18 protein-coding genes are annotated in these 20,465 nt (G+C 53.4%); 8 read left to right on the top strand and 10 right to left on the bottom strand.

The genetic code is table 11. From position 1 onward, the window contains the following. Window positions 1-29 precede the first annotated feature (29 nt). A complete protein-coding gene (gene mutT, locus M987_RS09445) occupies window positions 30-422 on the top strand; it encodes an 8-oxo-dGTP diphosphatase MutT (protein ID WP_014068908.1) in 393 nt (130 codons plus the stop codon). 34 nt (window positions 423-456) lie between these two features. On the opposite strand, the gene yacG is transcribed toward mutT, so the two are convergent. The 3 genes from yacG to coaE are packed head-to-tail and all read right to left on the bottom strand — an operon-like array spanning window position 457 to window position 2,024. Next, a complete protein-coding gene (yacG, locus tag M987_RS09450) occupies window positions 457-651 on the bottom strand; it encodes a DNA gyrase inhibitor YacG (protein WP_006810106.1) in 195 nt (64 codons plus the stop codon). Window positions 652-660: 9 nt separating this feature from the next. Next, window positions 661-1,404: a cell division protein ZapD gene (zapD, locus tag M987_RS09455; RefSeq protein ID WP_014068909.1), complete on the bottom strand. Its 744-nt coding sequence runs from the start codon at window positions 1,402-1,404 to the stop codon at window positions 661-663. Further along, window positions 1,404-2,024, bottom strand: a complete 621-nt coding sequence (coaE, locus tag M987_RS09460) for a dephospho-CoA kinase (protein ID WP_014068910.1) — start codon at window positions 2,022-2,024, stop codon at window positions 1,404-1,406. Before coaE ends, zapD begins: the two co-directional genes overlap by 1 nt. A gap of 228 nt (window positions 2,025-2,252) precedes the next feature. On the opposite strand from coaE, the gene M987_RS09465 reads away from it, so the two are divergent. Next, window positions 2,253-3,296 (top strand): GMP reductase, encoded by a 1,044-nt coding sequence (locus tag M987_RS09465; protein WP_014068911.1) that lies wholly within the window; start codon window positions 2,253-2,255, stop codon window positions 3,294-3,296. Between the two features lie 33 nt (window positions 3,297-3,329). Here the strand turns inward: M987_RS09465 and hofC are convergent, their stop codons facing one another. The 4 genes from hofC to nadC all read right to left on the bottom strand — a co-directional run bounded on the left by hofC (window position 3,330) and on the right by nadC (window position 7,418). After that, window positions 3,330-4,526, bottom strand: coding sequence for a protein transport protein HofC (hofC, locus tag M987_RS09470; RefSeq protein WP_014068912.1), 1,197 nt, complete (start codon window positions 4,524-4,526; stop codon window positions 3,330-3,332). Then, window positions 4,516-5,898 carry a type II secretion system protein GspE gene (gene gspE, locus M987_RS09475; RefSeq protein WP_014068913.1) on the bottom strand — a complete coding sequence of 461 codons (1,383 nt, stop codon included), beginning with the start codon at window positions 5,896-5,898 and terminating at the stop codon, window positions 4,516-4,518. Before gspE ends, hofC begins: the two co-directional genes overlap by 11 nt. Window positions 5,899-5,910: 12 nt before the next feature. Beyond that, entirely contained in the window at window positions 5,911-6,348 is a 438-nt protein-coding gene (gene ppdD / locus M987_RS09480) for a prepilin peptidase-dependent pilin (RefSeq protein ID WP_014068914.1), read from the bottom strand. Between the two features lie 176 nt (window positions 6,349-6,524). Continuing rightward, the gene (nadC, locus tag M987_RS09485; RefSeq protein ID WP_014068915.1) at window positions 6,525-7,418 is read right to left on the bottom strand and encodes a carboxylating nicotinate-nucleotide diphosphorylase; all 894 of its coding nucleotides are present in this window, start codon (window positions 7,416-7,418) and stop codon (window positions 6,525-6,527) included. Window positions 7,419-7,505: 87 nt separating this feature from the next. On the opposite strand from nadC, the gene ampD reads away from it, so the two are divergent. Both ampD and ampE read left to right on the top strand, forming a co-directional pair. Continuing rightward, window positions 7,506-8,069: a 1,6-anhydro-N-acetylmuramyl-L-alanine amidase AmpD gene (gene ampD, locus M987_RS09490; protein ID WP_014068916.1), complete on the top strand. Its 564-nt coding sequence runs from the start codon at window positions 7,506-7,508 to the stop codon at window positions 8,067-8,069. Further along, a complete protein-coding gene (gene ampE / locus M987_RS09495) occupies window positions 8,066-8,920 on the top strand; it encodes a beta-lactamase regulator AmpE (protein WP_014068917.1) in 855 nt (284 codons plus the stop codon). The genes ampD and ampE overlap by 4 nt, the downstream gene beginning before the upstream one ends. 21 nt (window positions 8,921-8,941) lie before the next feature. On the opposite strand, the gene M987_RS09500 is transcribed toward ampE, so the two are convergent. From M987_RS09500 to aroP, 3 genes are all read right to left on the bottom strand, one after another. Next, window positions 8,942-9,892: a glycoside hydrolase family 43 protein gene (locus M987_RS09500; RefSeq protein ID WP_014068918.1), complete on the bottom strand. Its 951-nt coding sequence runs from the start codon at window positions 9,890-9,892 to the stop codon at window positions 8,942-8,944. Window positions 9,893-9,910: 18 nt separating this feature from the next. Further along, the gene (locus M987_RS09505) at window positions 9,911-11,308 is read right to left on the bottom strand and encodes a glycoside-pentoside-hexuronide (GPH):cation symporter (protein WP_014068919.1); all 1,398 of its coding nucleotides are present in this window, start codon (window positions 11,306-11,308) and stop codon (window positions 9,911-9,913) included. Window positions 11,309-11,475: 167 nt separating this feature from the next. Then, entirely contained in the window at window positions 11,476-12,846 is a 1,371-nt protein-coding gene (gene aroP / locus M987_RS09510; protein WP_014068920.1) for an aromatic amino acid transporter AroP, read from the bottom strand. 537 nt (window positions 12,847-13,383) lie between these two features. Here aroP and pdhR point away from each other — a divergent pair. The 4 genes from pdhR to lpdA all read left to right on the top strand — a co-directional run bounded on the left by pdhR (window position 13,384) and on the right by lpdA (window position 20,445). After that, window positions 13,384-14,148, top strand: coding sequence for a pyruvate dehydrogenase complex transcriptional repressor PdhR (gene pdhR, locus M987_RS09520; protein ID WP_014068921.1), 765 nt, complete (start codon window positions 13,384-13,386; stop codon window positions 14,146-14,148). A gap of 123 nt (window positions 14,149-14,271) precedes the next feature. After that, window positions 14,272-16,935: a pyruvate dehydrogenase (acetyl-transferring), homodimeric type gene (gene aceE / locus M987_RS09525; protein WP_014068922.1), complete on the top strand. Its 2,664-nt coding sequence runs from the start codon at window positions 14,272-14,274 to the stop codon at window positions 16,933-16,935. A gap of 14 nt (window positions 16,936-16,949) precedes the next feature. Continuing rightward, a complete protein-coding gene (aceF, locus tag M987_RS09530) occupies window positions 16,950-18,845 on the top strand; it encodes a pyruvate dehydrogenase complex dihydrolipoyllysine-residue acetyltransferase (RefSeq protein WP_014068923.1) in 1,896 nt (631 codons plus the stop codon). Between the two features lie 175 nt (window positions 18,846-19,020). Further along, a complete protein-coding gene (gene lpdA / locus M987_RS09535; protein ID WP_014068924.1) occupies window positions 19,021-20,445 on the top strand; it encodes a dihydrolipoyl dehydrogenase in 1,425 nt (474 codons plus the stop codon). Window positions 20,446-20,465 lie beyond the last annotated feature (20 nt).

Below are 20,465 nucleotides of genomic sequence, written 5' to 3' on the forward strand. Positions count from 1 at the left end.
ATCTGCGCCTTTTTTATGGAAGTCACACTATGAAAACACTGCAAATTGCCGTCGGGATCATTCGCAACCCACAAAACCAGATCTTCATTACCCAGCGGGCAGCCGATGCTCATATGGCGAATAAGTGGGAATTTCCGGGGGGAAAGATTGAATCAGGTGAAACGCCGGAACAGGCGCTGATTCGCGAGCTTCAGGAGGAGGTCGGGATCACACCTATTGGAGCAACACTTTTCGATAAGCTCGAGTACCAGTTCCCTGACCGCCACATCACATTGTGGTTCTGGCTTGTCGAAAACTGGGAAGGGGAACCCTGGGGAAAAGAGGGGCAGCCTGGTCACTGGGTTGAACTTCAGGCAAGTGATGCCGATAAATTCCCGCCAGCTAATGAGCCTGTGATCTTAAGATTAGCCGCACAGCCGTAGGCCTGCTAAGCGAAGCGCCAGCAGGCTTTACAGATTACTGCTGGTTTTCACTCCAGTCATCGCTGTCAGAGAGATCGCCTTCGCTTGGAATGCGCTTCTCTTCCGCCGCCCATTCTCCCAGGTCAATGAGCTGGCAGCGTTTGCAGCAGAACGGGCGAAATGGACTCACTTCGCCCCAGACGACAGTTTTCCCACAGGTCGGGCAGCTTACGGTTGTTACGTCAGACATCAATACTCCTTAACAGCAGGCCAGCTCAAAATCGAGGCGCTCAGGCACGAGGCCATTTTCGCTGTCCAGAGGCATAAATCTAATCGCAAAGCGGCTTTTGTGGCCGGAGATTTGCGGGTAAAGCTGATCGCTCAGGGACAAATTCAGGCGCAGTAGATCGGCATCATCACCGTTATCCTGGTAAAAACCATTCAGGCTGGTTTGCTTGCGGAAAGGCGCTGAATTGCGTACCAGGTCGAGAATGAGTGATAACGTCTGGTTCATTGGCTCCAGGCTTGCAAGCCAGCTATTCACCTGCGCATCACGCTGGGTTTGCGGCATGTGCAGCCACATATGGAGTGTCGGCAGGTCAAAGCTGCAACAGCCGCCAGGAATGCTCAGACGCTGACGGACCAGGCCGATAAGCCGGTCTTCACGCAGGAATTGCCCCACGCGGGGTGCGGCCATCAGCACACTGCTGCTGGTTTTCAGTTGCTGGCGAAGTGAATCAATACGACTCTGATCAACGCCCGGCACTTCAGCCCAGGCCTGCAATTTACGCTGCTGGCGCTCAAGCTCTTTTAATAATTCGGTGCGAACATCACCGCGTTCAATGACATCGAGCAGATCGCCAACATTGCGGAAAAAATGCAGCGCAGTGGCGTGATCGTTAACAGGCAGATGGTGTGTAAGCTGTTGAACTAAAAACTCGATACGCAGCCAGGTACGCATTTTTTCGTTAAGCGGGTGCTCAAAAAGGATATGAGTAGACATTATGGTTTTTCCTGTGCAACGGCCTGCGCGGCGAACGTCAGATACTGCGCGTGCAGACGGGCAACATCCGATGCAAGAGCATCTGGTGCGCCGTTATTATCAATAACATCATCCGCAACAGCAAGGCGCGCTTCACGCGTGACCTGAGCAGCAAGAATTTGTTCAGCATGTTCACGCGAGACATGGTCGCGCGTCATTGTTCGCTCGATCTGCGTTTCGGGGGAAACATCGATAACCAGAACCCGGTCGGCTTTTTTGTGAAGCTGATTTTCCACCAACAGCGGTACAACCCACAGTACGTAGGGTGAGCGGGCTTCAGCAATCTGACGCTGGGTTTCCTGGTGGATAATGGGGTGGAGCAGGGCATTAAGCCAGGCTTTTTCTGAAGAATCAGAAAAAATGCACTCGCGAAGCTGGCGACGATTGAGCGTGCCATCAGCATTGATGACTTCACGCCCGAAATGCGCTTCGATGGCCTTTAATGCGGGTGTATTGGGTTCTACCACCTGACGGGCAATAATATCGGCATCAATAATCGGGATGCCCAGACGAGAAAAAGCGTCTGCAACGGTGCTTTTGCCACTACCGATGCCGCCGGTTAACGCGACGATGTACCCCATTAAATCAAATCCTGGGAATTATTCATTATTAAAATCAGTTGCTTAAAATTTAAACTTAGAGCAGCGAACGGTTAACTCTCTTTACCCGCTTTCTACCAGGTAAATTTATAGGATTGTAGCGTAAAAAAAGAGAATTTCGCAGTCTTGCGGAGCAGGTATTAGTGCGTATGATAGCGTCACTGGAGTTGTGCTTTTAACATATTTGCCTCTAACCCCAGGAATCCGCACATGCGTATCGAAGAAGATCTGAAGTTAGGTTTCAAAGACGTTCTTATCCGCCCTAAACGCTCTACACTGAAAAGTCGCTCAGACGTTGAACTCGAACGTCACTTCACCTTTAAACATTCCGGTCAGACCTGGTCTGGTGTGCCAATCATTGCTGCCAACATGGACACCGTGGGTACCTTTGCAATGGCAACGGCGCTGGCTAAATTCGATGTCCTTACCGCCGTGCATAAGCACTACAGCCCTGAAGAGTGGAATGCCTTTGTGGCGTCCTCGTCTGACGATGTTGTTAAACATGTCATGGTTTCTACCGGCACATCCGATGCGGATTTTGAAAAGACCAAACAGATCCTGGCGGCTAACCCGGCGCTGAATTTCGTTTGTATTGATGTCGCAAATGGTTACTCAGAGCACTTCGTACAGTTCGTCAGCAAAGCGCGTGAAGCCTGGCCGACCAAAACCATTATCGCGGGTAATGTTGTGACCGGCGAAATGTGTGAAGAGCTGATCCTCTCCGGCGCGGATATCGTGAAAGTGGGCATTGGCCCGGGCTCCGTGTGTACCACGCGTGTGAAAACCGGTGTGGGCTACCCGCAGCTTTCTGCGGTGATTGAGTGTGCTGATGCAGCCCACGGTCTTGGCGGCCAGATTATCAGCGACGGCGGTTGTACCATGCCGGGCGATGTGGCTAAAGCCTTTGGTGGCGGTGCCGATTTCGTGATGCTCGGCGGAATGCTGGCGGGTCACGAAGAGAGTGGCGGTACGGTGGTTGAAGAGAACAGCGAGAAATTTATGCTGTTCTACGGTATGAGCTCTGAATCCGCGATGACCCGTCATGTGGGTGGCGTGGCAAAATATCGTGCAGCAGAAGGTAAAACCGTGAAGCTGCCACTGCGCGGCCCGGTGGATCTTACCGCGCTGGATATCCTCGGTGGCCTGCGTTCTGCTTGTACCTACGTTGGTGCATCTCGCCTGAAAGAGCTGACGAAACGTACCACGTTTATCCGCGTTCAGGAGCAGGAAAACCGCGTATTCAATAGCCTGTAATGGCTCATGCTGGCGCACATCTGTGCGCCAGCACTAACCCGCACTCATCGCATCCCCCAGATGGAAAATCGGTAAGTACATCGCAACCACCAGCGTACCGATAATGACTCCCGTCACAATCAACAGTATTGGCTCCAGCAGTGCCGCCAGGTTATCTGCTTGCTGGAACGTTTGCTCCATGTGGTGATGAGCAAGATTCTCCAGCATGATATCAAGAGCCCCGGAAACTTCCCCGGTGCGTATCAGTTGAATACAGAGTGGTGTAAACACCGCAGCATGGTGAAATGCTGACCAGACCGGCATTCCCTGTTCGATTTTCTCCCGCATCCCCTGAATCACATCCCGCCAGAATGGATTTTCAACAGTCTCTTCCGCGCTTTCCAGACCTTGTAAAAAGGCGATACCAGCCTGCTGAGTGAGTGACAGCACAGTAAAGATCTGCCCCAGTTTTTGCCCCCTGGCCAGTGCACCCATAACGGGTAAGTTCAGCACTATCCGCTGACTCACTCGCTGCCATCGCACATGGCGCCGAAGACGATAAATAACAACGGGCGGAATGAGCACTAATGTGGCCAGAATTATTGCCCATTTCTGAATGAACACAGCCAGCCCCATTACCATCTGCGTTAACAGCGGCAGAGGGGTATTAAATGTTCTGTAGATAGCCGCGAACTCTGGCAAGACCAGTGTGACCATCGCCAGTACAACGGCAACGGCCAGCGTCAAGATTATCACCGGGTAGCGCAGCGCTTTTTTTACCTTCGCATTAAGCTGCTGCTGCGATTTTTGTTGTTGCGCGAGCTGGCGGCAACACTCTTCCAGCTTGCCCGTGAGCTCACCTGTTTTCACCATTGAAACGTAGAGCGGGCTGAATACCTCTGGCCATTTTTTTAATGCCGTAGACAAGGCACATCCTTCGCTAAGATCGTCAGACAGACTCTGCAACAGTGCCTGCCACTGCGTGACCGGGTGCTGCTGCGCCAGCATCTCGAGACTGTGAGACAGCGTAAGCCCTGCCTTCAGAAGCGTCGCGAGCTGTCGAAAAATGTCATAGCAGTGGTGGGACTGCCATCGACGATGCTGCGAACAGCGCACCAGCGCCAAAGGATGCAGTGCTTTTCGCATTAATGCCGAAAATGCGGCTTCACGGTTGATGGCCCACATCACCCCGTTTTGTAATTCGCCTTCATCTGTAAGCGCCCGCCAGCGCCAGAGCTGGTTAGCCGCCATTGGGCATTCCCAGCACTCGCACCAACTCTTCCACGGTAGTGAGTCCTTGCTCAACCGCCATACAGCCATGTTCAAACAGGCTGGTCATCCCGGTCTGCCGGGCGCTTGCCTCGATAACCTCAATTGCGGCACCACTGGAAATGGCCTGACGCAAGTCGTTATCGATGGTCAGCACCTCAAACAGGGCAATCCGGCCATAAAAACCGTGATAGCAACGATCGCATCCAGTTGGTCGCCACTGCGGAAGCTCTCGCGACCAAAGTGTATGAGGTAATACGGCGTTGTTCTGCCCCTGCTGTCGGCAATGGGGGCACAAGCGGCGAACCAGACGCTGTGCTACGACCAGAGAGAGTGCTGAAGAGATCATCCAGCGAGCGACACCCATTTGCTGCAAACGGATCAGCGTCTCTGCCGTAGAATTGGTATGAAGAGTGGAGAGCACCAGGTGCCCGGTCTGTGCGGCATTGATGGCAATTTCTGCCGTTTCGCCATCACGAATTTCACCCACCATGATGATGTCAGGATCCTGGCGTAGCAGGGCGCGCAATACGCTTTGAAAGGTGAGCCCGGAACGCGGGTTAATTTGGGTCTGATTGAGCCCTGCGAGCGGGATTTCGATAGGATCTTCTACGCTGCAAATGTTCACATCCGGCGTGTTACGCGCCTGCAAGGCGCTGTAGAGGGTGACGGTTTTACCACTCCCTGTTGGCCCGGTGACCAGGATCAACCCCTGTGGCTGGTGCAGCATTTCGGTAAATCGGGCCTGCTGCTCTGCACTCATGCCCAGCTGCGCAATATCCAGCGCCTGCTGTTCCTGCTGTAGCAGACGCAGAACGATTTTCTCCCCGCCACTACAGGGCAGGGTGGCGATACGAAAAGAGACCGGTTCGTTTGCCAGTTCGACCGTAAACTGCCCATCCTGGGGCAGACGTCGTTCCGCAATATCCAGGTTACCCAGCACTTTTAGCCGCGCGGTGAGCGAGGTTGCCAGCCCGGCGTTGAGGGTGGTATGCGGATTGAGTACCCCATCGATACGCAGGCGAATATGGCAAGCGTGTTCCGACGGCTCAATATGAATATCTGACGCCCGTTGACGCATGGCCTGCAACAACGTGTGGTTGAGAATATCCACCGCGGAGAGGGCCGTTGATGCCACAGGCAGATGTGATTGCGATGCCAACTGCTGGTGTTTTTCCATGCGCTCGCTCGTCCAGCATTCGATATCAATGCGCTTTTGCGTCGCGAAACGTAAGGCTTCCATCAGCTCAGCAGCCGGTGTGCCCACCACCGCGATGTTGACCATGCTCGCATCGCTTGTGAGCAGCTGTGCATGGTGGCGCTGACAGAGTGCCATAAGTTGTTCCGTATTCATCGACCGCTCCTGTTAATTACTGTTGAAGCGGAAGACGTCTTCGCAGGCTTGCTTAAGCGCGCTATCGTTCGCGATGTTGCATGTCCGTGCCCAACTGGTCATGCCGTTGCTGTTGTCCCAAACCGGGATCATGCTGACGTCAAGACCGTTCAGGCTCTCCTGTCCTGTAAGGGTAATCGTGCCTTTTGTCACGCTCATGGCGGAAACATAGCGAGAGGTAACAGGCGAGGGGATACCATTACTTCCCCCATCGCAGCTGTCTACGCCGCCGTGCTCCAGGGCACAAAGCTCAACGGCGGTACGGTACGGGACAAAGGTTTGCAGCATATCAGTGAGTGCGGCTTTTCGAAGGTAGTTCTGGTAAGCGGGTACGCCGATCGCACTTAAGATGGCAATAATGCCGATGACCACCATTAACTCAATCAGCGTGAAGCCTTGTTGTCTGTTCATATCTGCTCCTTAGAAAAAGTGGCGCTACTGTGGCAGCGTGGAGGAGCACAGACGAGTGGCAAAAAAAGAAGTGTGAAGGCGCTTTCAGCGAATTAATGCGGGGTTGCAGCGCGGGACAACAGAGTTGCGAGCGGCTTCGTATTTCCCCTCTCCGGGCGGAGAGGGGAAAGTCGGTATCACTTAAAGCGCATAGAGAGGTCGAGTGCGCGGATGTGTTTGGTCAGCGCGCCAACGGAGATGAAATCGACACCCGTTTCAGCGAATTCGCGGATTGTCTCAAACGTCACGTTGCCCGATACCTCCAGCTGCGCCTTACCGTCAGTGCGTTTTACCGCTTCGCGCATCTGGTCAGTTTCGAAGTTATCCAGCATGATGATATCCGCCCCGGCCTTGATGGCTTCATCCAGCTCGTCGAGGTTTTCTACTTCCACCTCAACTGGCACGTCCGGGTGTAGCCAGAAGGCTTTCTCCACCGCCTGACGCACGGAGCCAGAAGCAATAATGTGGTTCTCTTTAATCAGGAAGGCGTCAGATAAACCCAGACGATGGTTTGCGCCACCGCCACATAACACCGCATATTTCAGGGCGGTGCGCAGGCCTGGCAGCGTTTTACGGGTATCCAGCAACTGGGTACGCGTGCCTGCCAGCAGATCGGTGTAGCGGCGCACTTCACTGGCTACGCCTGACAGCGTCTGCACAAAGTTCAGTGCGGTACGTTCGCCGGTCAGCAGCACGCGGGAAGGGCCATCAAGCTCAAACAGTGGCTGATTTGCGCTGATGGTGTCGCCATCTTCAACATGCCAGGTGACCTGAACATCGTCACCCGCGAGCTGAGTAAAGACCTCTTCAACCCAGCGTTTTCCGCAAAATACGCCGTCTTCACGGGTAATGATGACGGCGTGGGAGCGTGTCTCTTTTGGCAATAATTGCGCGGTAATATCGTTGTCGGCATTGACGTCGCCGCCCAGGTCTTCTTTCAAAGCATGGGCAACGCTTGCCGGAATATCCATATTAATACGTTCCAGAAGCGCGTCACGTCGGTGGTCGGGGTTGTAACGGCGAGGCGGCATGATAAAACTCCAAATTGGTAACGAATCATAATATTGAAACATGCTACTCTGAACCGAGTAATAGCACCATACAGAAGGAGTTCCAGCATGTTGTTAGAGAACGGATGGCTGGTGGATGCGCGGCATGTGCCCTCGCCGCACCACGATTGCCGCCCGGAGGATGAACAGCCCTCACTGCTGGTGGTTCATAATATTAGTCTGCCGCCGGGGGAGTTTGGCGGTCCGTGGATCGATGCATTATTCACGGGAACGATTGATCCCAATGCTCATCCCTTTTTTGCAGAAATCGCCCATCTTCGCGTATCGGCACATTGCCTGATCCGTCGTGATGGGGAGATTGTTCAGTATGTTCCTTTTGATAAGCGCGCCTGGCATGCGGGGGTGTCGGTTTATCACGGACGCGAACGCTGCAATGATTTTTCAATCGGGATTGAGCTGGAAGGCACGGATACTACGCCGTATACCGATGCGCAGTATCAGCAACTGGTTGCCGTGACGCAGACCCTTATCGGGTTGTATCCTGCGATAGTCGATAATATAACGGGGCACAGTGATATTGCTCCGGTAAGGAAAACTGACCCCGGCCCGGCATTCGACTGGTCGCGGTTTCACGCCATGCTTACCGCATCGTCAGATAAGGAGATAACATGACGCTGTTTACCATGCTGCTGGTTATCGTTGCGGAACGTCTGTTCAAGCTCGGTGAACACTGGCACCTGGATCACCGGCTGGAAGTCCTCTTCCGCCGTATCAAACACTTTTCCCTGCTCCGCACGCTGCTGATGACCGCTGGCGTGATGCTGATTACTTTCCTGCTGCTGCGCTCGCTGCACGGCCTCTTTTTCAATGTGCCGTTGCTGGTGGTGTGGATCCTGCTCGGTGTTTTGTGCATCGGCGCGGGTAAAGTCAGGATGCATTATCACGCCTATCTGAAGGCGGCATCCCGGGATGATGCCCATGCGCGAAGTGCAATGGCGAGCGAGCTCACCATGATCCACGGCGTTCCGCCTGATTGCGACGAGCGTGATTTTCTTCGCGAGCTGCAAAATGCCCTGCTGTGGATTAACTTCCGCTTTTATCTGGCGCCGCTGTTCTGGTTTGTAGTGGGCGGCCCGTGGGGGCCAGTCTTGCTGATGGGCTATGCATTTTTACGCGCCTGGCAGACCTGGCTTGCCCGATACCTCACCCCACATGAGCGTCTGCAATCCGGGATTGATGCTATTTTGCATGTGCTTGACTGGATCCCGGTGCGGTTCGTGGGTGTGGTGTATGCGTTGATTGGCCACGGCGAAAAAGCGCTGCCAGCGTGGTTTGCCTCTCTGGCTGACCGCCACACTGCGCAGTATCAGGTGTTAACGCGTCTGGCGCAGTTCTCACTGGCGCGCGAGCCGCACACCGACAAGATAGAGACGCCAAAAGCGGCTGTGTCGATGGCGAAGAAAACATCCTTTGTGGTGGTGGTGGTCGTAGCGCTGCTGACCATTTACGGCACGCTGGTGTAGCCCAGCGCGCCGTCACTTCGGTTAAAGCGTATCAGCAGGCGGGATGCCAAAATCAGGCATCCCGTTTTTGTCCCAGCGGACAAGCTTCAGGCGGGTATGGCGATTGGGATCGTAAAGTGGATCGCCTTCAATTTCGGTGTAGTTACGTGCGTGATACACCAGCACATCTTCCCCATCCGGCGTTTGCGTAAAGCTGTTATGCCCCGGCCCATACTGGCGATTCTCATAGCTGGTGGTGAATACCGGGCGTGGCGATTTATGCCAGTTTGCCGGGTTTTGCGGATCGGCGTTCATATCGATCCACAATATCCCCATGCAGTAGTTCTCGTCGGTTGCGCTGGCGGAATAGCTGATAAACAGCCGGTCATTGTGCACCAGTACCGCCGGGCCTTCGTTGACCCAAAATCCGCGACACTCCCAGTCATATTCCGGTTTGCTGAGCATTACCGGCTCGCCTTTGAGCGTCCAGGGGTTCTCCATTTCACACAGATAAAGGTTGGAGTTACCTGAGATATCCGGGGCTTTTTGCGCCCACAGATACCAGCGTTTCCCCTGATGCACAAACGTGGTGGCATCCAGCGCAAAGGTGTCGAACTGGCTTTTAATCTGCCCCTTTTCTTGCCATTTCCCGGTGAGCGGATCCGGGTCTGCACACTCCAGGGCGAACATGCGATGCTGGAACATCCCGAGCTTATCGAGCGCCTGGGTATGGGTAGCGGCAAAATAGATGTACCACTTGCCATCAATGTGATGCAGCTCTGGTGCCCAGATTAGCTCGCTCATAGGGCCGGTGTCGGGTTTACGCCAGACAACCACCTCATCGGCACTGCGCAACCCTTCCAGCGAGTCTGCGCGGCGGATTGCCAGCCTGTCGTACTCTGGCACCGAGGCAATAAAATAGTATTGCCCCTCATGATGCAAAATATAGGGATCGGCTCGTTGTTCGATAAACGGGTTGGGCCAGGTTTGCATTCGGCTTTCCTTATTTCGTCATTTCGTCTCAGCGGCTTTGAGTTCCTGATAATCGTTCAGCTCGCGATAGTTGTTGCGGCGTTTTTCCAGATCCTCCTGGATCTGCTTCATGGTTTCACGGTCAACTTTCAGCAGACGCACTACACCGGCGGTAATCAGATACCCGACGCCCGGAATCACCGTGAACAGCAGCACAATACCGTTGATGGCGTCTGCGCTTTGCGCTTTTGCCCCGGCGTTATAACCGTACCAGGAGAGCAGGAAGCCCACCATTGCACCGGCAATCGCCAGCCCCAGCTTGAGGAAGAAGATATTGCCAGAGAAACTGATCCCGGTGATGCGTTTACCGGTTTTCCACTCGCCGTAATCGTCCACATCGGCCATCAGTGACCAGTGCAGCGGGGAAGGGATCTGGTGCAGGATATTCAGCAGGAAGTAGAGCACCACGATGGTGGTTGTTGCTTTCGGGTCGAAGAAGTAAAACGCGCAGGAGAAAATCGCCAGCACGATATTGGTCCAGAAGAAGACTTTCAGCTTACACCAGCGGTCGGTTAATACTTTCGCCAGCATACTGCCGAACATCATGCCGACCACGCCCAGGCTGATAAACAGGGTGGCGAAGTGGGTGCTTTGACCCATCACCCAGGTCACGTAATACATGGTGGCGGCCATGCGGATAAAGCCCGGGCAGACGTTGCAAAGCGTGAGCAGCAGAATGCGCACCCACTGGTCGTTCTTCCACACGTCTTTAAGATCGTTCTTCAGCTCGTCATTGGTCTGTACTGCCGGGCGGATGCGCTCGCGCACGGTTGAGAAGCTGAACAGGAACATGCAGGTGCCAATCAGCGCCAGCACGGTCATCGCCATCTGGTAGCCTTTAGCTTTGTTATCCCCTCCGAACCAGTCGGCCATCGGCAACAAGGTGAGAGACAGCAGTAGCGTCGCGATACCCACCATGACGAAGCGATAAGACTGACAGGCAACGCGTTCTTTAGGATCGTTAGTAATCACGCCACCCAGCGAGCAGTAAGGAATATTGATGGCGGTGTAGGTCAGCGACAGCAGGAAATAAGTGACAAATGCATAGATAACTTTGCTGTTATAGCTCCAGTCTGGCGTGGTGAACATCAGGATACTGAACAGCGCATAGGGGAAGGCTATCCACAACAGCCATGGACGAAACCGACCATATTTACTGCGGGTACGGTCAGCGATAGCCCCCATAATAGGGTCTGTTACGGCATCAATAACGCGAACAGACAGCAGCAATACGCCGACCAGCGCAGGCGCCAGACCAAAAATATCCGTATAAAAATAGTTAACAAACAACATGATGGCGCCGAAGATGATATTACATCCCGCGTCTCCCATCCCATAGCCGATCTTTTCTTTTACTGACAGTTTGTTGTTATCCATTGACTGCTCTCCGGGTTTCGGTATGGAGAGAATTATTTGCTGGCAAAGGAATTTTTGCGTTGCAGTATAAGGTCGGTGATATGGATAAAATTGCTGTAGGCGGGAATTTGTGAGGAAGGTAACAACACTCTGCACACCTGAAAAGGCGTGCAGAGTGGAAGAGCAGATTAGTGTGCTTTCACCGCGTTGGCATTTTTCTGTTTAACCAGATAGCCCACGCCGAGGATCGCAATCCACACCGGGATCAGGTACACAGAAATCGCCATGCCCGGGGTGATTAACATGATAACCAGTACCGCCGCCATGAACAGCAGGCACACCCAGTTACCCAGTGGGTAAAGCAGGGCCGGGAAGCGAGTCGCTACACCTTGCTGCTGCTTGGCGCGGCGGAACTTGATGTGCGCCAGGCTGATCATTGCCCAGTTGATAACCAGCGCCGACACCACCAGTGCCATCAGCAGGCCGAAGGCAGATTCCGGGGCCAGGTAGTTGATCAGTACGCACAGCGCGGTAACCACTGCCGAAACGATAATGGTGTTAACCGGCACGCCGCGCTTGTCGACGTTGAGCAGTGCTTTCGGGGCGTTACCCTGCTGAGCCAGACCAAACAGCATACGGCTGTTGCAGTATACACAGCTGTTGTAAACGGACAGTGCAGCGGTCAGTACCACGATATTCAGGGCGTTTGCCACGAAGGTATCGCCCAGCTCGTGGAAGATCAGTACAAACGGGCTGGTATCTGCGGTAACACGCGTCCACGGCAGCAGGGAGAGCAGCACGGCCAGTGAACCCACATAGAAGATCAGAATACGGTAGATAACCTGGTTAGTGGCTTTCGGGATGCTCTGCTCCGGGTTGTCGGCTTCAGCGGCAGTGATACCCACCAGCTCCAGCCCCCCAAAGGAGAACATGATGATAGCCATCATCATGACCAGGCCACTCATACCGTGTGGCAGGAATCCGCCCTGTTCCCACAGGTTACGTACGGTCGCCTGCGGGCCACCGTTACCGCTGAACAGCAGCCAGCCACCGAAGATGATCATGGCCACAACGGCGATGACTTTGATGATGGCAAACCAGAACTCCATCTCACCGAACACTTTTACGTTGGTCAGGTTGATGGCGTTAATGATGACGAAGAAGGCCGCAGCAGAAGCCCAGGTTGGGATCTCCGGGTACCAGAACTGAATGTACTTACCGACGGCGGTAAGCTCAGCCATGGCAACCAGAACGTACAGCACCCAGTAGTTCCAGCCAGAGGCGAAGCCCGCGAAGCTCCCCCAGTATTTATAAGCAAAGTGGCTGAATGAACCGGCTACCGGCTCTTCGACCACCATTTCACCTAACTGACGCATGATCAGAAAGGCAATAAAACCCGCGATTGCGTAACCCAAAATAATGCCAGGGCCGGCAGACTGGATAACGGATGCGCTTCCCAGAAACAGGCCGGTACCGATAGCACCACCCAATGCGATGAGCTGAATGTGGCGGTTTTTAAGGCCACGCTTTAGCTGATCGCCGTGCTGTTGAGCTTCCATTTGAAACCTCGTGTGTGGTTGTTATGTTCACGCTGTGCGTGTGTAATTATGAACATCCGTTTTCTGTATTTAATTCTTTACGGTTAACGAGACCGAAAAAAGCGGAGATGACTTCCGTAAGCGCCAGAATAGTGGTAAGCGACCGTGAATGCACCTGCTTTATGAAGGGCTGATGACGAGTTGAATAAAAAGAAAGCATTTGTAAATTGGCCTGTAATTCCTTCCTACCCCAACCTATAGAATAAAAATGCTCCATAAGTGGGCGAATTTTCATTATTTGCGTTGTTGAATCGCTTCAGATTGCAAAACCCCTCGTTTCATTAAGGTTAAAACTGCCTCTTTATGGGTAATCAACTCATTTGTGCAAAGTTACATTTCTGAAACGTTATTTCTGTAAGGTTGTTAAAATGTGCAGGGTTTACTGATTTCAATCAAAACCAATATGGACAGAAGGTGAATACTTTGTTACTTTAGCGATACGAACTTGAAATTGGTAAGACCAATTGACTCCGGGCAAAAAGGCGTAAGACAGGGAATATGGCCTACAGCAAAATTCGCCAACCAAAACTATCCGATGTGATTGAGCAGCAGCTGGAGTTTTTAATCCTCGAAGGGACTCTGCGCCCTGGTGAAAAACTCCCGCCTGAACGCGAGCTGGCAAAACAGTTCGACGTTTCCCGTCCCTCGCTGCGTGAGGCAATTCAACGCCTCGAAGCAAAGGGCTTGCTGCTTCGTCGCCAGGGCGGCGGAACCTTTGTGCAAAACAGCCTGTGGCAGAGCTTCAGCGATCCGCTGGTAGAACTTCTCTCTGACCACCCAGAATCCCAGTTTGACCTGCTTGAGACCCGTCACGCGCTTGAAGGTATTGCGGCCTATTACGCCGCCCTTCGCAGCACTGATGAAGATCGCGTGCGTATCCGCGAACTGCATCAGGCCATTGAACGGGCACAGCAGTCCGGCGACTTAGACGCCGAGTCCGATGCCGTCGTCCAGTATCAAATTGCCGTCACCGAAGCGGCACATAATGTGGTGTTGCTACACTTGCTTCGCTGCATGGAGCCGATGCTGGCCCAGAACGTTCGTCAGAATTTTGAATTGTTGTATGCCCGTCGGGAAATGCTTCCGCTGGTCAGCAACCATCGCACCCGAGTATTCGAGGCGATAATGGCCGGGGAACCGGAGCAGGCGCGCGAAGCGTCGCACCGACATCTGGCTTTCATTGAGGAAATCTTGCTGGACCGCAGCCGTGAACAATCGCGTCGCGAACGTTCATTACGCCGCATACAGCAACGAAAGGATTAAGCGCCAGGTTTTTTTAGAGCGCGGCAACTAAACGCAGAACCTGTCTTATTGTGTTCTCCAGCGAGATCACAATGGGACAGGTTCCAGACAAATCAACGTATTAGATAGATAAGGAATACCCCCATGTCAGAACGTCTCCAAAATGACGTGGATCCGATCGAAACTCGCGACTGGCTACAGGCGATCGAATCGGTCATCCGTGAAGAAGGTGTTGAGCGTGCTCAGTATCTGATTGATCAGCTGCTTTCTGAAGCCCGTAAAGGCGGTGTGAAAGTGGCTTCAGGTGCAGGGGCTAACAACTACGTAAACACGATTGCCGTCGAAGACGAACCGGAATACCCGGGCAATCTGGATCTGGAACGTCGTATCCGTTCTGCAATCCGCTGGAACGCCATCATGACCGTTCTGCGCGCATCCAAGAAAGATCTGGAACTGGGCGGCCACATGGCTTCCTTCCAGTCTTCTGCAACCGTTTACGAAGTGTGCTTCAACCACTTCTTCCGTGCAGCTAACGAGAAAGACGGCGGCGATCTGGTGTACTTCCAGGGCCACATCTCTCCGGGCATCTATGCACGTGCATTCCTGGAAGGTCGTCTGACTGAAGAGCAGATGAACAACTTCCGTCAGGAAGTTCACGGTAAAGGTCTGTCTTCTTACCCGCACCCTAAACTGATGCCAGAGTTCTGGCAGTTCCCGACCGTTTCTATGGGTCTGGGTCCAATCGGTGCGATCTACCAGGCTAAGTTCCTGAAATATCTGGAACACCGTGGTCTGAAAGATACTTCTGAGCAAACCGTATACGCCTTCCTGGGCGACGGTGAAATGGATGAGCCAGAATCTAAAGGTGCGATCACCATCGCGACCCGTGAGAAGCTGGACAACCTGTGCTTCATCATCAACTGTAACCTGCAGCGTCTGGATGGTCCGGTAACCGGCAACGGCAAGATCATCAACGAACTGGAAGGCATCTTCAGCGGTGCTGGCTGGAACGTGATTAAAGTCATGTGGGGCGGTCGTTGGGATGAGCTGCTGCGTAAAGATACCAGCGGTAAACTGATCCAGCTGATGAACGAAACCGTTGACGGCGACTATCAGACCTTCAAATCCAAAGACGGTGCCTACGTTCGCGAGCACTTCTTCGGCAAATATCCTGAAACCGCAGCACTGGTTGCAGACTGGACTGATGAGCAGATCTGGGCCCTGAACCGTGGTGGTCACGATCCGAAGAAAGTCTACGCTGCACTGAAAAAAGCGCAGGAAACCAAAGGTAAAGCGACTGTAATCCTGGCCCACACCATCAAAGGTTACGGCATGGGTGATACCGCAGAAGGTAAAAACATCGCTCACCAGGTTAAGAAAATGAACATGGACGGCGTGCGTTATATCCGCGACCGTTTCAACGTTCCAGTGACCGATGAGCAGGTAGAAAACCTGTCTTACCTGACCTTCCCGGAAGGTTCTGAAGAGCACAAGTACCTGCACGAACGTCGTCAGGCGCTGAAAGGCTACCTGCCAGCTCGTCAGCCTAACTTCACCGAGAAACTGGAACTGCCAGCGCTGGAAGACTTCTCTCAGCTGCTGGAAGAGCAGAACAAAGAAATCTCTACCACTATCGCTTTCGTTCGTGCCCTGAACGTGATGCTGAAGAACAAGTCGATCAAAGATCGTCTGGTTCCAATCATTGCTGACGAAGCGCGTACTTTCGGTATGGAAGGTCTGTTCCGTCAGATCGGTATCTACAGCCCGAACGGCCAGCAGTACACCCCGCAGGACCGTGAGCAGGTTGCATACTACAAAGAAGACGAAAAAGGTCAGATCCTTCAGGAAGGTATCAACGAACTGGGTGCTGGCGCATCCTGGCTGGCTGCTGCGACTTCTTACAGCACCAACAACCTGCCAATGATCCCGTTCTACATCTACTACTCCATGTTCGGTTTCCAGCGTATCGGTGACCTGTGCTGGCAGGCAGGCGACCAACAGGCTCGCGGCTTCCTGGTAGGTGGTACTTCCGGTCGTACGACCCTGAACGGTGAAGGTCTGCAGCACGAAGATGGTCACAGCCACATTCAGTCTCTGACTATCCCTAACTGTATCTCTTACGACCCGTCTTACGCGTACGAAGTGGCTGTCATCATGCACGACGGTCTGACCCGTATGTACGGTGAAGCACAAGAGAACATTTACTACTACATCACCACGCTGAACGAAAACTACCACATGCCGGCAATGCCAGCAGGTGCCGAGGAAGGTATCCGTAAAGGTATCTATAAACTCGAAACCGTTGCAGGTAGCAAAGGCAAAGTTCAGCTGCTGGGCTCCGGTTCTATCCTGCGTCACGTACGTGAAGCAGCACAGATCCTGGCGAACGACTACGGTGTAGGTTCTGACGTGTACAGCGTCACCTCCTTCACTGAACTGGCGCGTGATGGCCAGGATTGTGAGCGCTGGAACATGCTGCACCCAATGGAAACTCCGCGCGTTCCGTACATCGCTCAGGTGATGAACGACGCTCCAGCGGTCGCTTCTACTGACTATATGAAACTGTTCGCTGAGCAGGTTCGTACTTACGTACCAGCTGATGATTATCGCGTACTGGGTACTGACGGCTTCGGTCGTTCTGACAGCCGCGAAAACCTGCGTCACCACTTCGAAGTTGATGCTTCTTACGTGGTTGTAGCAGCACTGGGCGAACTGGCTAAACGTGGCGAAATCGATAAGAAAGTGGTTGCGGATGCAATTACCAAATTCAACATCGATGCAGAAAAAGTTAACCCGCGTCTGGCGTAAGAGGTAAAAGAATAATGGCTATCGAAATCAATGTACCGGACATCGGGGCTGATGAAGTTGAAATCACCGAGATCCTGGTCAAAGTAGGCGACAAAGTTGAAGCTGAACAGTCGCTGATCACCGTAGAAGGCGACAAAGCCTCTATGGAAGTTCCGTCTCCTCAGGCTGGCATCGTTAAAGAGATCAAAGTCTCTGTTGGCGATAAAACCGAGACTGGCAAACTGATCATGATTTTCGATTCCGCCGACGGTGCAGCAGCTGCTGCACCTGCGCAGGAAGAGAAGAAAGCCGCTCCGGCCGCTGCTGCTCCAGCAGCTGCCGCGGCAGCGAAAGAAGTTAACGTGCCTGACATCGGCGGTGACGAAGTTGAAGTCACTGAAATCCTGGTGAAAGTGGGCGATACCGTTGCGGCTGAGCAGTCTCTGATCACCGTAGAAGGCGACAAAGCCTCTATGGAAGTTCCGGCTCCGTTCGCGGGTACCGTTAAAGAGATCAAGATCAACACCGGTGACAAAGTGTCTACAGGTTCCCTGATCATGGTCTTCGAAGTGGCGGGTGCTGCACCTGCTGCTGCGCCTGCACAGGCAGCTGCTCCGGCGGCCGCTGCTCCAGCTGTTGCTGGCGGCGCGAAAGACGTTAACGTACCAGACATCGGCGGTGACGAAGTTGAAGTGACCGAAGTGATGGTGAAAGTGGGCGATAAAGTTGCCGCTGAACAGTCACTGATCACCGTTGAAGGCGACAAGGCTTCCATGGAAGTTCCTGCGCCATTCGCGGGTACCGTTAAAGAGATCAAAATCAGCACCGGCGACAAAGTGTCTACCGGCTCTCTGATCATGGTCTTTGAAGTGGAAGGCGCTGCGCCTGCTGCTGCTCCGGCGGCCGCGGCTGCTCCAGCACCTGCTGCTGCACCGGCTCAGGCTGCTAAACCTGCTGCGGCACCAGCTGCAAAAGCAGAAGGCAAATCTGAGTTCGCTGAAAACGATGCTTACGTCCACGCGACTCCACTGATTCGTCGCCTGGCGCGCGAATTCGGTGTGAACCTGGCGAAAGTCAAAGGGACTGGCCGTAAAGGTCGTATCCTGCGCGAAGACGTGCAGACTTACGTGAAGGACGCGGTGAAACGTGCTGAAGCGGCTCCAGCTGCTGCCACCGGTGGCGGTATCCCGGGAATGCTGCCATGGCCGAAAGTGGACTTCAGCAAGTTCGGCGAAATCGAAGAAGTTGAACTGGGTCGTATCCAGAAAATCTCTGGTGCTAACCTGAGCCGTAACTGGGTCATGATCCCGCACGTTACGCACTTCGACAAAACTGATATCACCGATCTGGAAGCCTTCCGTAAACAGCAGAACGCCGAAGCTGAGAAGCGTAAACTGGACGTGAAATTCACCCCAGTGGTCTTCATCATGAAAGCGGTTGCTGCGGCTCTGGAACAGATGCCACGCTTCAACAGCTCTCTGTCCGAAGATGGCCAGAAGCTGACGCTGAAGAAATACATCAACATCGGTGTTGCGGTTGATACGCCAAATGGTCTGGTTGTTCCGGTCTTCAAAGACGTGAACAAGAAGAGCATCACTGAGCTGTCCCGTGAACTGACCGTGATCTCCAAGAAAGCGCGTGATGGCAAGCTGACTGCTGGCGAAATGCAGGGCGGTTGCTTCACCATCTCCAGCATCGGTGGCCTGGGTACTACCCACTTCGCGCCGATTGTTAACGCGCCGGAAGTGGCCATCCTTGGTGTGTCCAAGTCCGCGATGGAGCCTGTGTGGAATGGCAAAGAGTTCATGCCGCGTCTGATGATGCCAATCTCTCTGTCCTTCGACCACCGCGTGATCGACGGTGCTGATGGTGCGCGTTTCATCACCATCATCAACAACACCCTGAGCGACATTCGCCGCCTGGTGATGTAATCGAAAAGCCGGCCAATCGGCCGGCTTTTTTCTGATAATCTCATGGGGTTTGTGAGGTTATTGGCGAAAGCGACAATTCGTGAGCCGTTTGTTGTTTCAAAATTGTTAACAATTTTGTAAACTGCGGGCGGATAGAACGACCCGGTGGACGACGGGTATAAATTAAGAGGTCATGATGAGCACAGAAATCAAAACTCAGGTCGTAGTACTTGGGGCAGGCCCGGCAGGTTACTCCGCAGCATTCCGCGCCGCGGATTTAGGTCTGGAAACCGTCATCGTAGAACGTTACAGCACCCTCGGCGGTGTTTGTCTGAACGTCGGCTGTATCCCTTCTAAAGCGCTGCTGCACGTAGCCAAAGTTATCGAAGAAGCCAAAGCTCTGGCTGAACACGGTATCGTCTTCGGCGAGCCGAAAACCGATATCGACAAAATTCGTACCTGGAAAGAGAAAGTTATCACTCAGCTGACCGGCGGTCTGGCGGGTATGGCCAAAGGCCGTAAAGTGAAAGTGGTAAACGGTCTGGGTAAATTCACCGGCGCGAACACCCTGGAAGTGGAAGGCGAAAACGGCAAAACCGTTATCAACTTCGACAACGCGATCATCGCGGCGGGCTCTCGTCCAATCGAACTGCCATTCATTCCACATGAAGATCCACGTGTGTGGGACTCCACCGATGCGCTGGAACTGAAAACCGTTCCAAAACGCCTGCTGGTTATGGGTGGCGGTATCATCGGTCTGGAAATGGGTACTGTGTACCATGCGCTGGGTTCAGATATTGACGTGGTTGAAATGTTCGACCAGGTTATCCCGGCTGCTGATAAAGACATCGTTAAAGTCTTCACCAAACGCATCAGCAAGAAATTCAACCTGATGCTGGAAACCAAAGTGACTGCCGTTGAAGCGAAAGAAGACGGTATTTACGTTTCCATGGAAGGCAAAAAAGCCCCTGCGGAACCACAGCGCTATGACGCCGTGCTGGTCGCTATCGGCCGTGTGCCGAACGGTAAAAACCTCGACGCGGGCAAAGCTGGCGTGGAAGTGGACGACCGTGGCTTCATCCGCGTTGATAAACAGCTGCGCACTAACGTGCCGCACATCTTTGCAATCGGCGATATCGTCGGTCAGCCAATGCTGGCACACAAAGGTGTTCACGAAGGCCACGTTGCCGCTGAAGTTATCGCAGGCATGAAACACTACTTCGATCCGAAAGTGATTCCATCTATCGCTTACACCGAGCCAGAAGTTGCCTGGGTTGGTCTGACTGAGAAAGAAGCGAAAGAGAAAGGCATTAGCTACGAAACCGCCACCTTCCCATGGGCTGCTTCTGGCCGTGCTATCGCTTCCGACTGCGCAGACGGTATGACCAAACTGATCTTCGACAAAGAGACTCACCGTGTGATCGGTGGTGCGATTGTCGGTACCAACGGCGGCGAGCTGCTGGGTGAAATCGGTCTGGCTATCGAAATGGGTTGTGACGCTGAAGATATCGCGCTGACCATCCATGCTCACCCAACTCTGCATGAGTCTGTGGGCCTGGCAGCAGAAGTGTTTGAAGGTAGCATCACCGACCTGCCAAACGCGAAAGCGAAGAAGAAGTAAGTTTCTTCACGATTGCTAAA

The organism is Enterobacter soli ATCC BAA-2102, assembly GCF_001654845.1.
GTDB classification, from domain to species: Bacteria; Pseudomonadota; Gammaproteobacteria; order Enterobacterales; family Enterobacteriaceae; genus Enterobacter; species Enterobacter soli.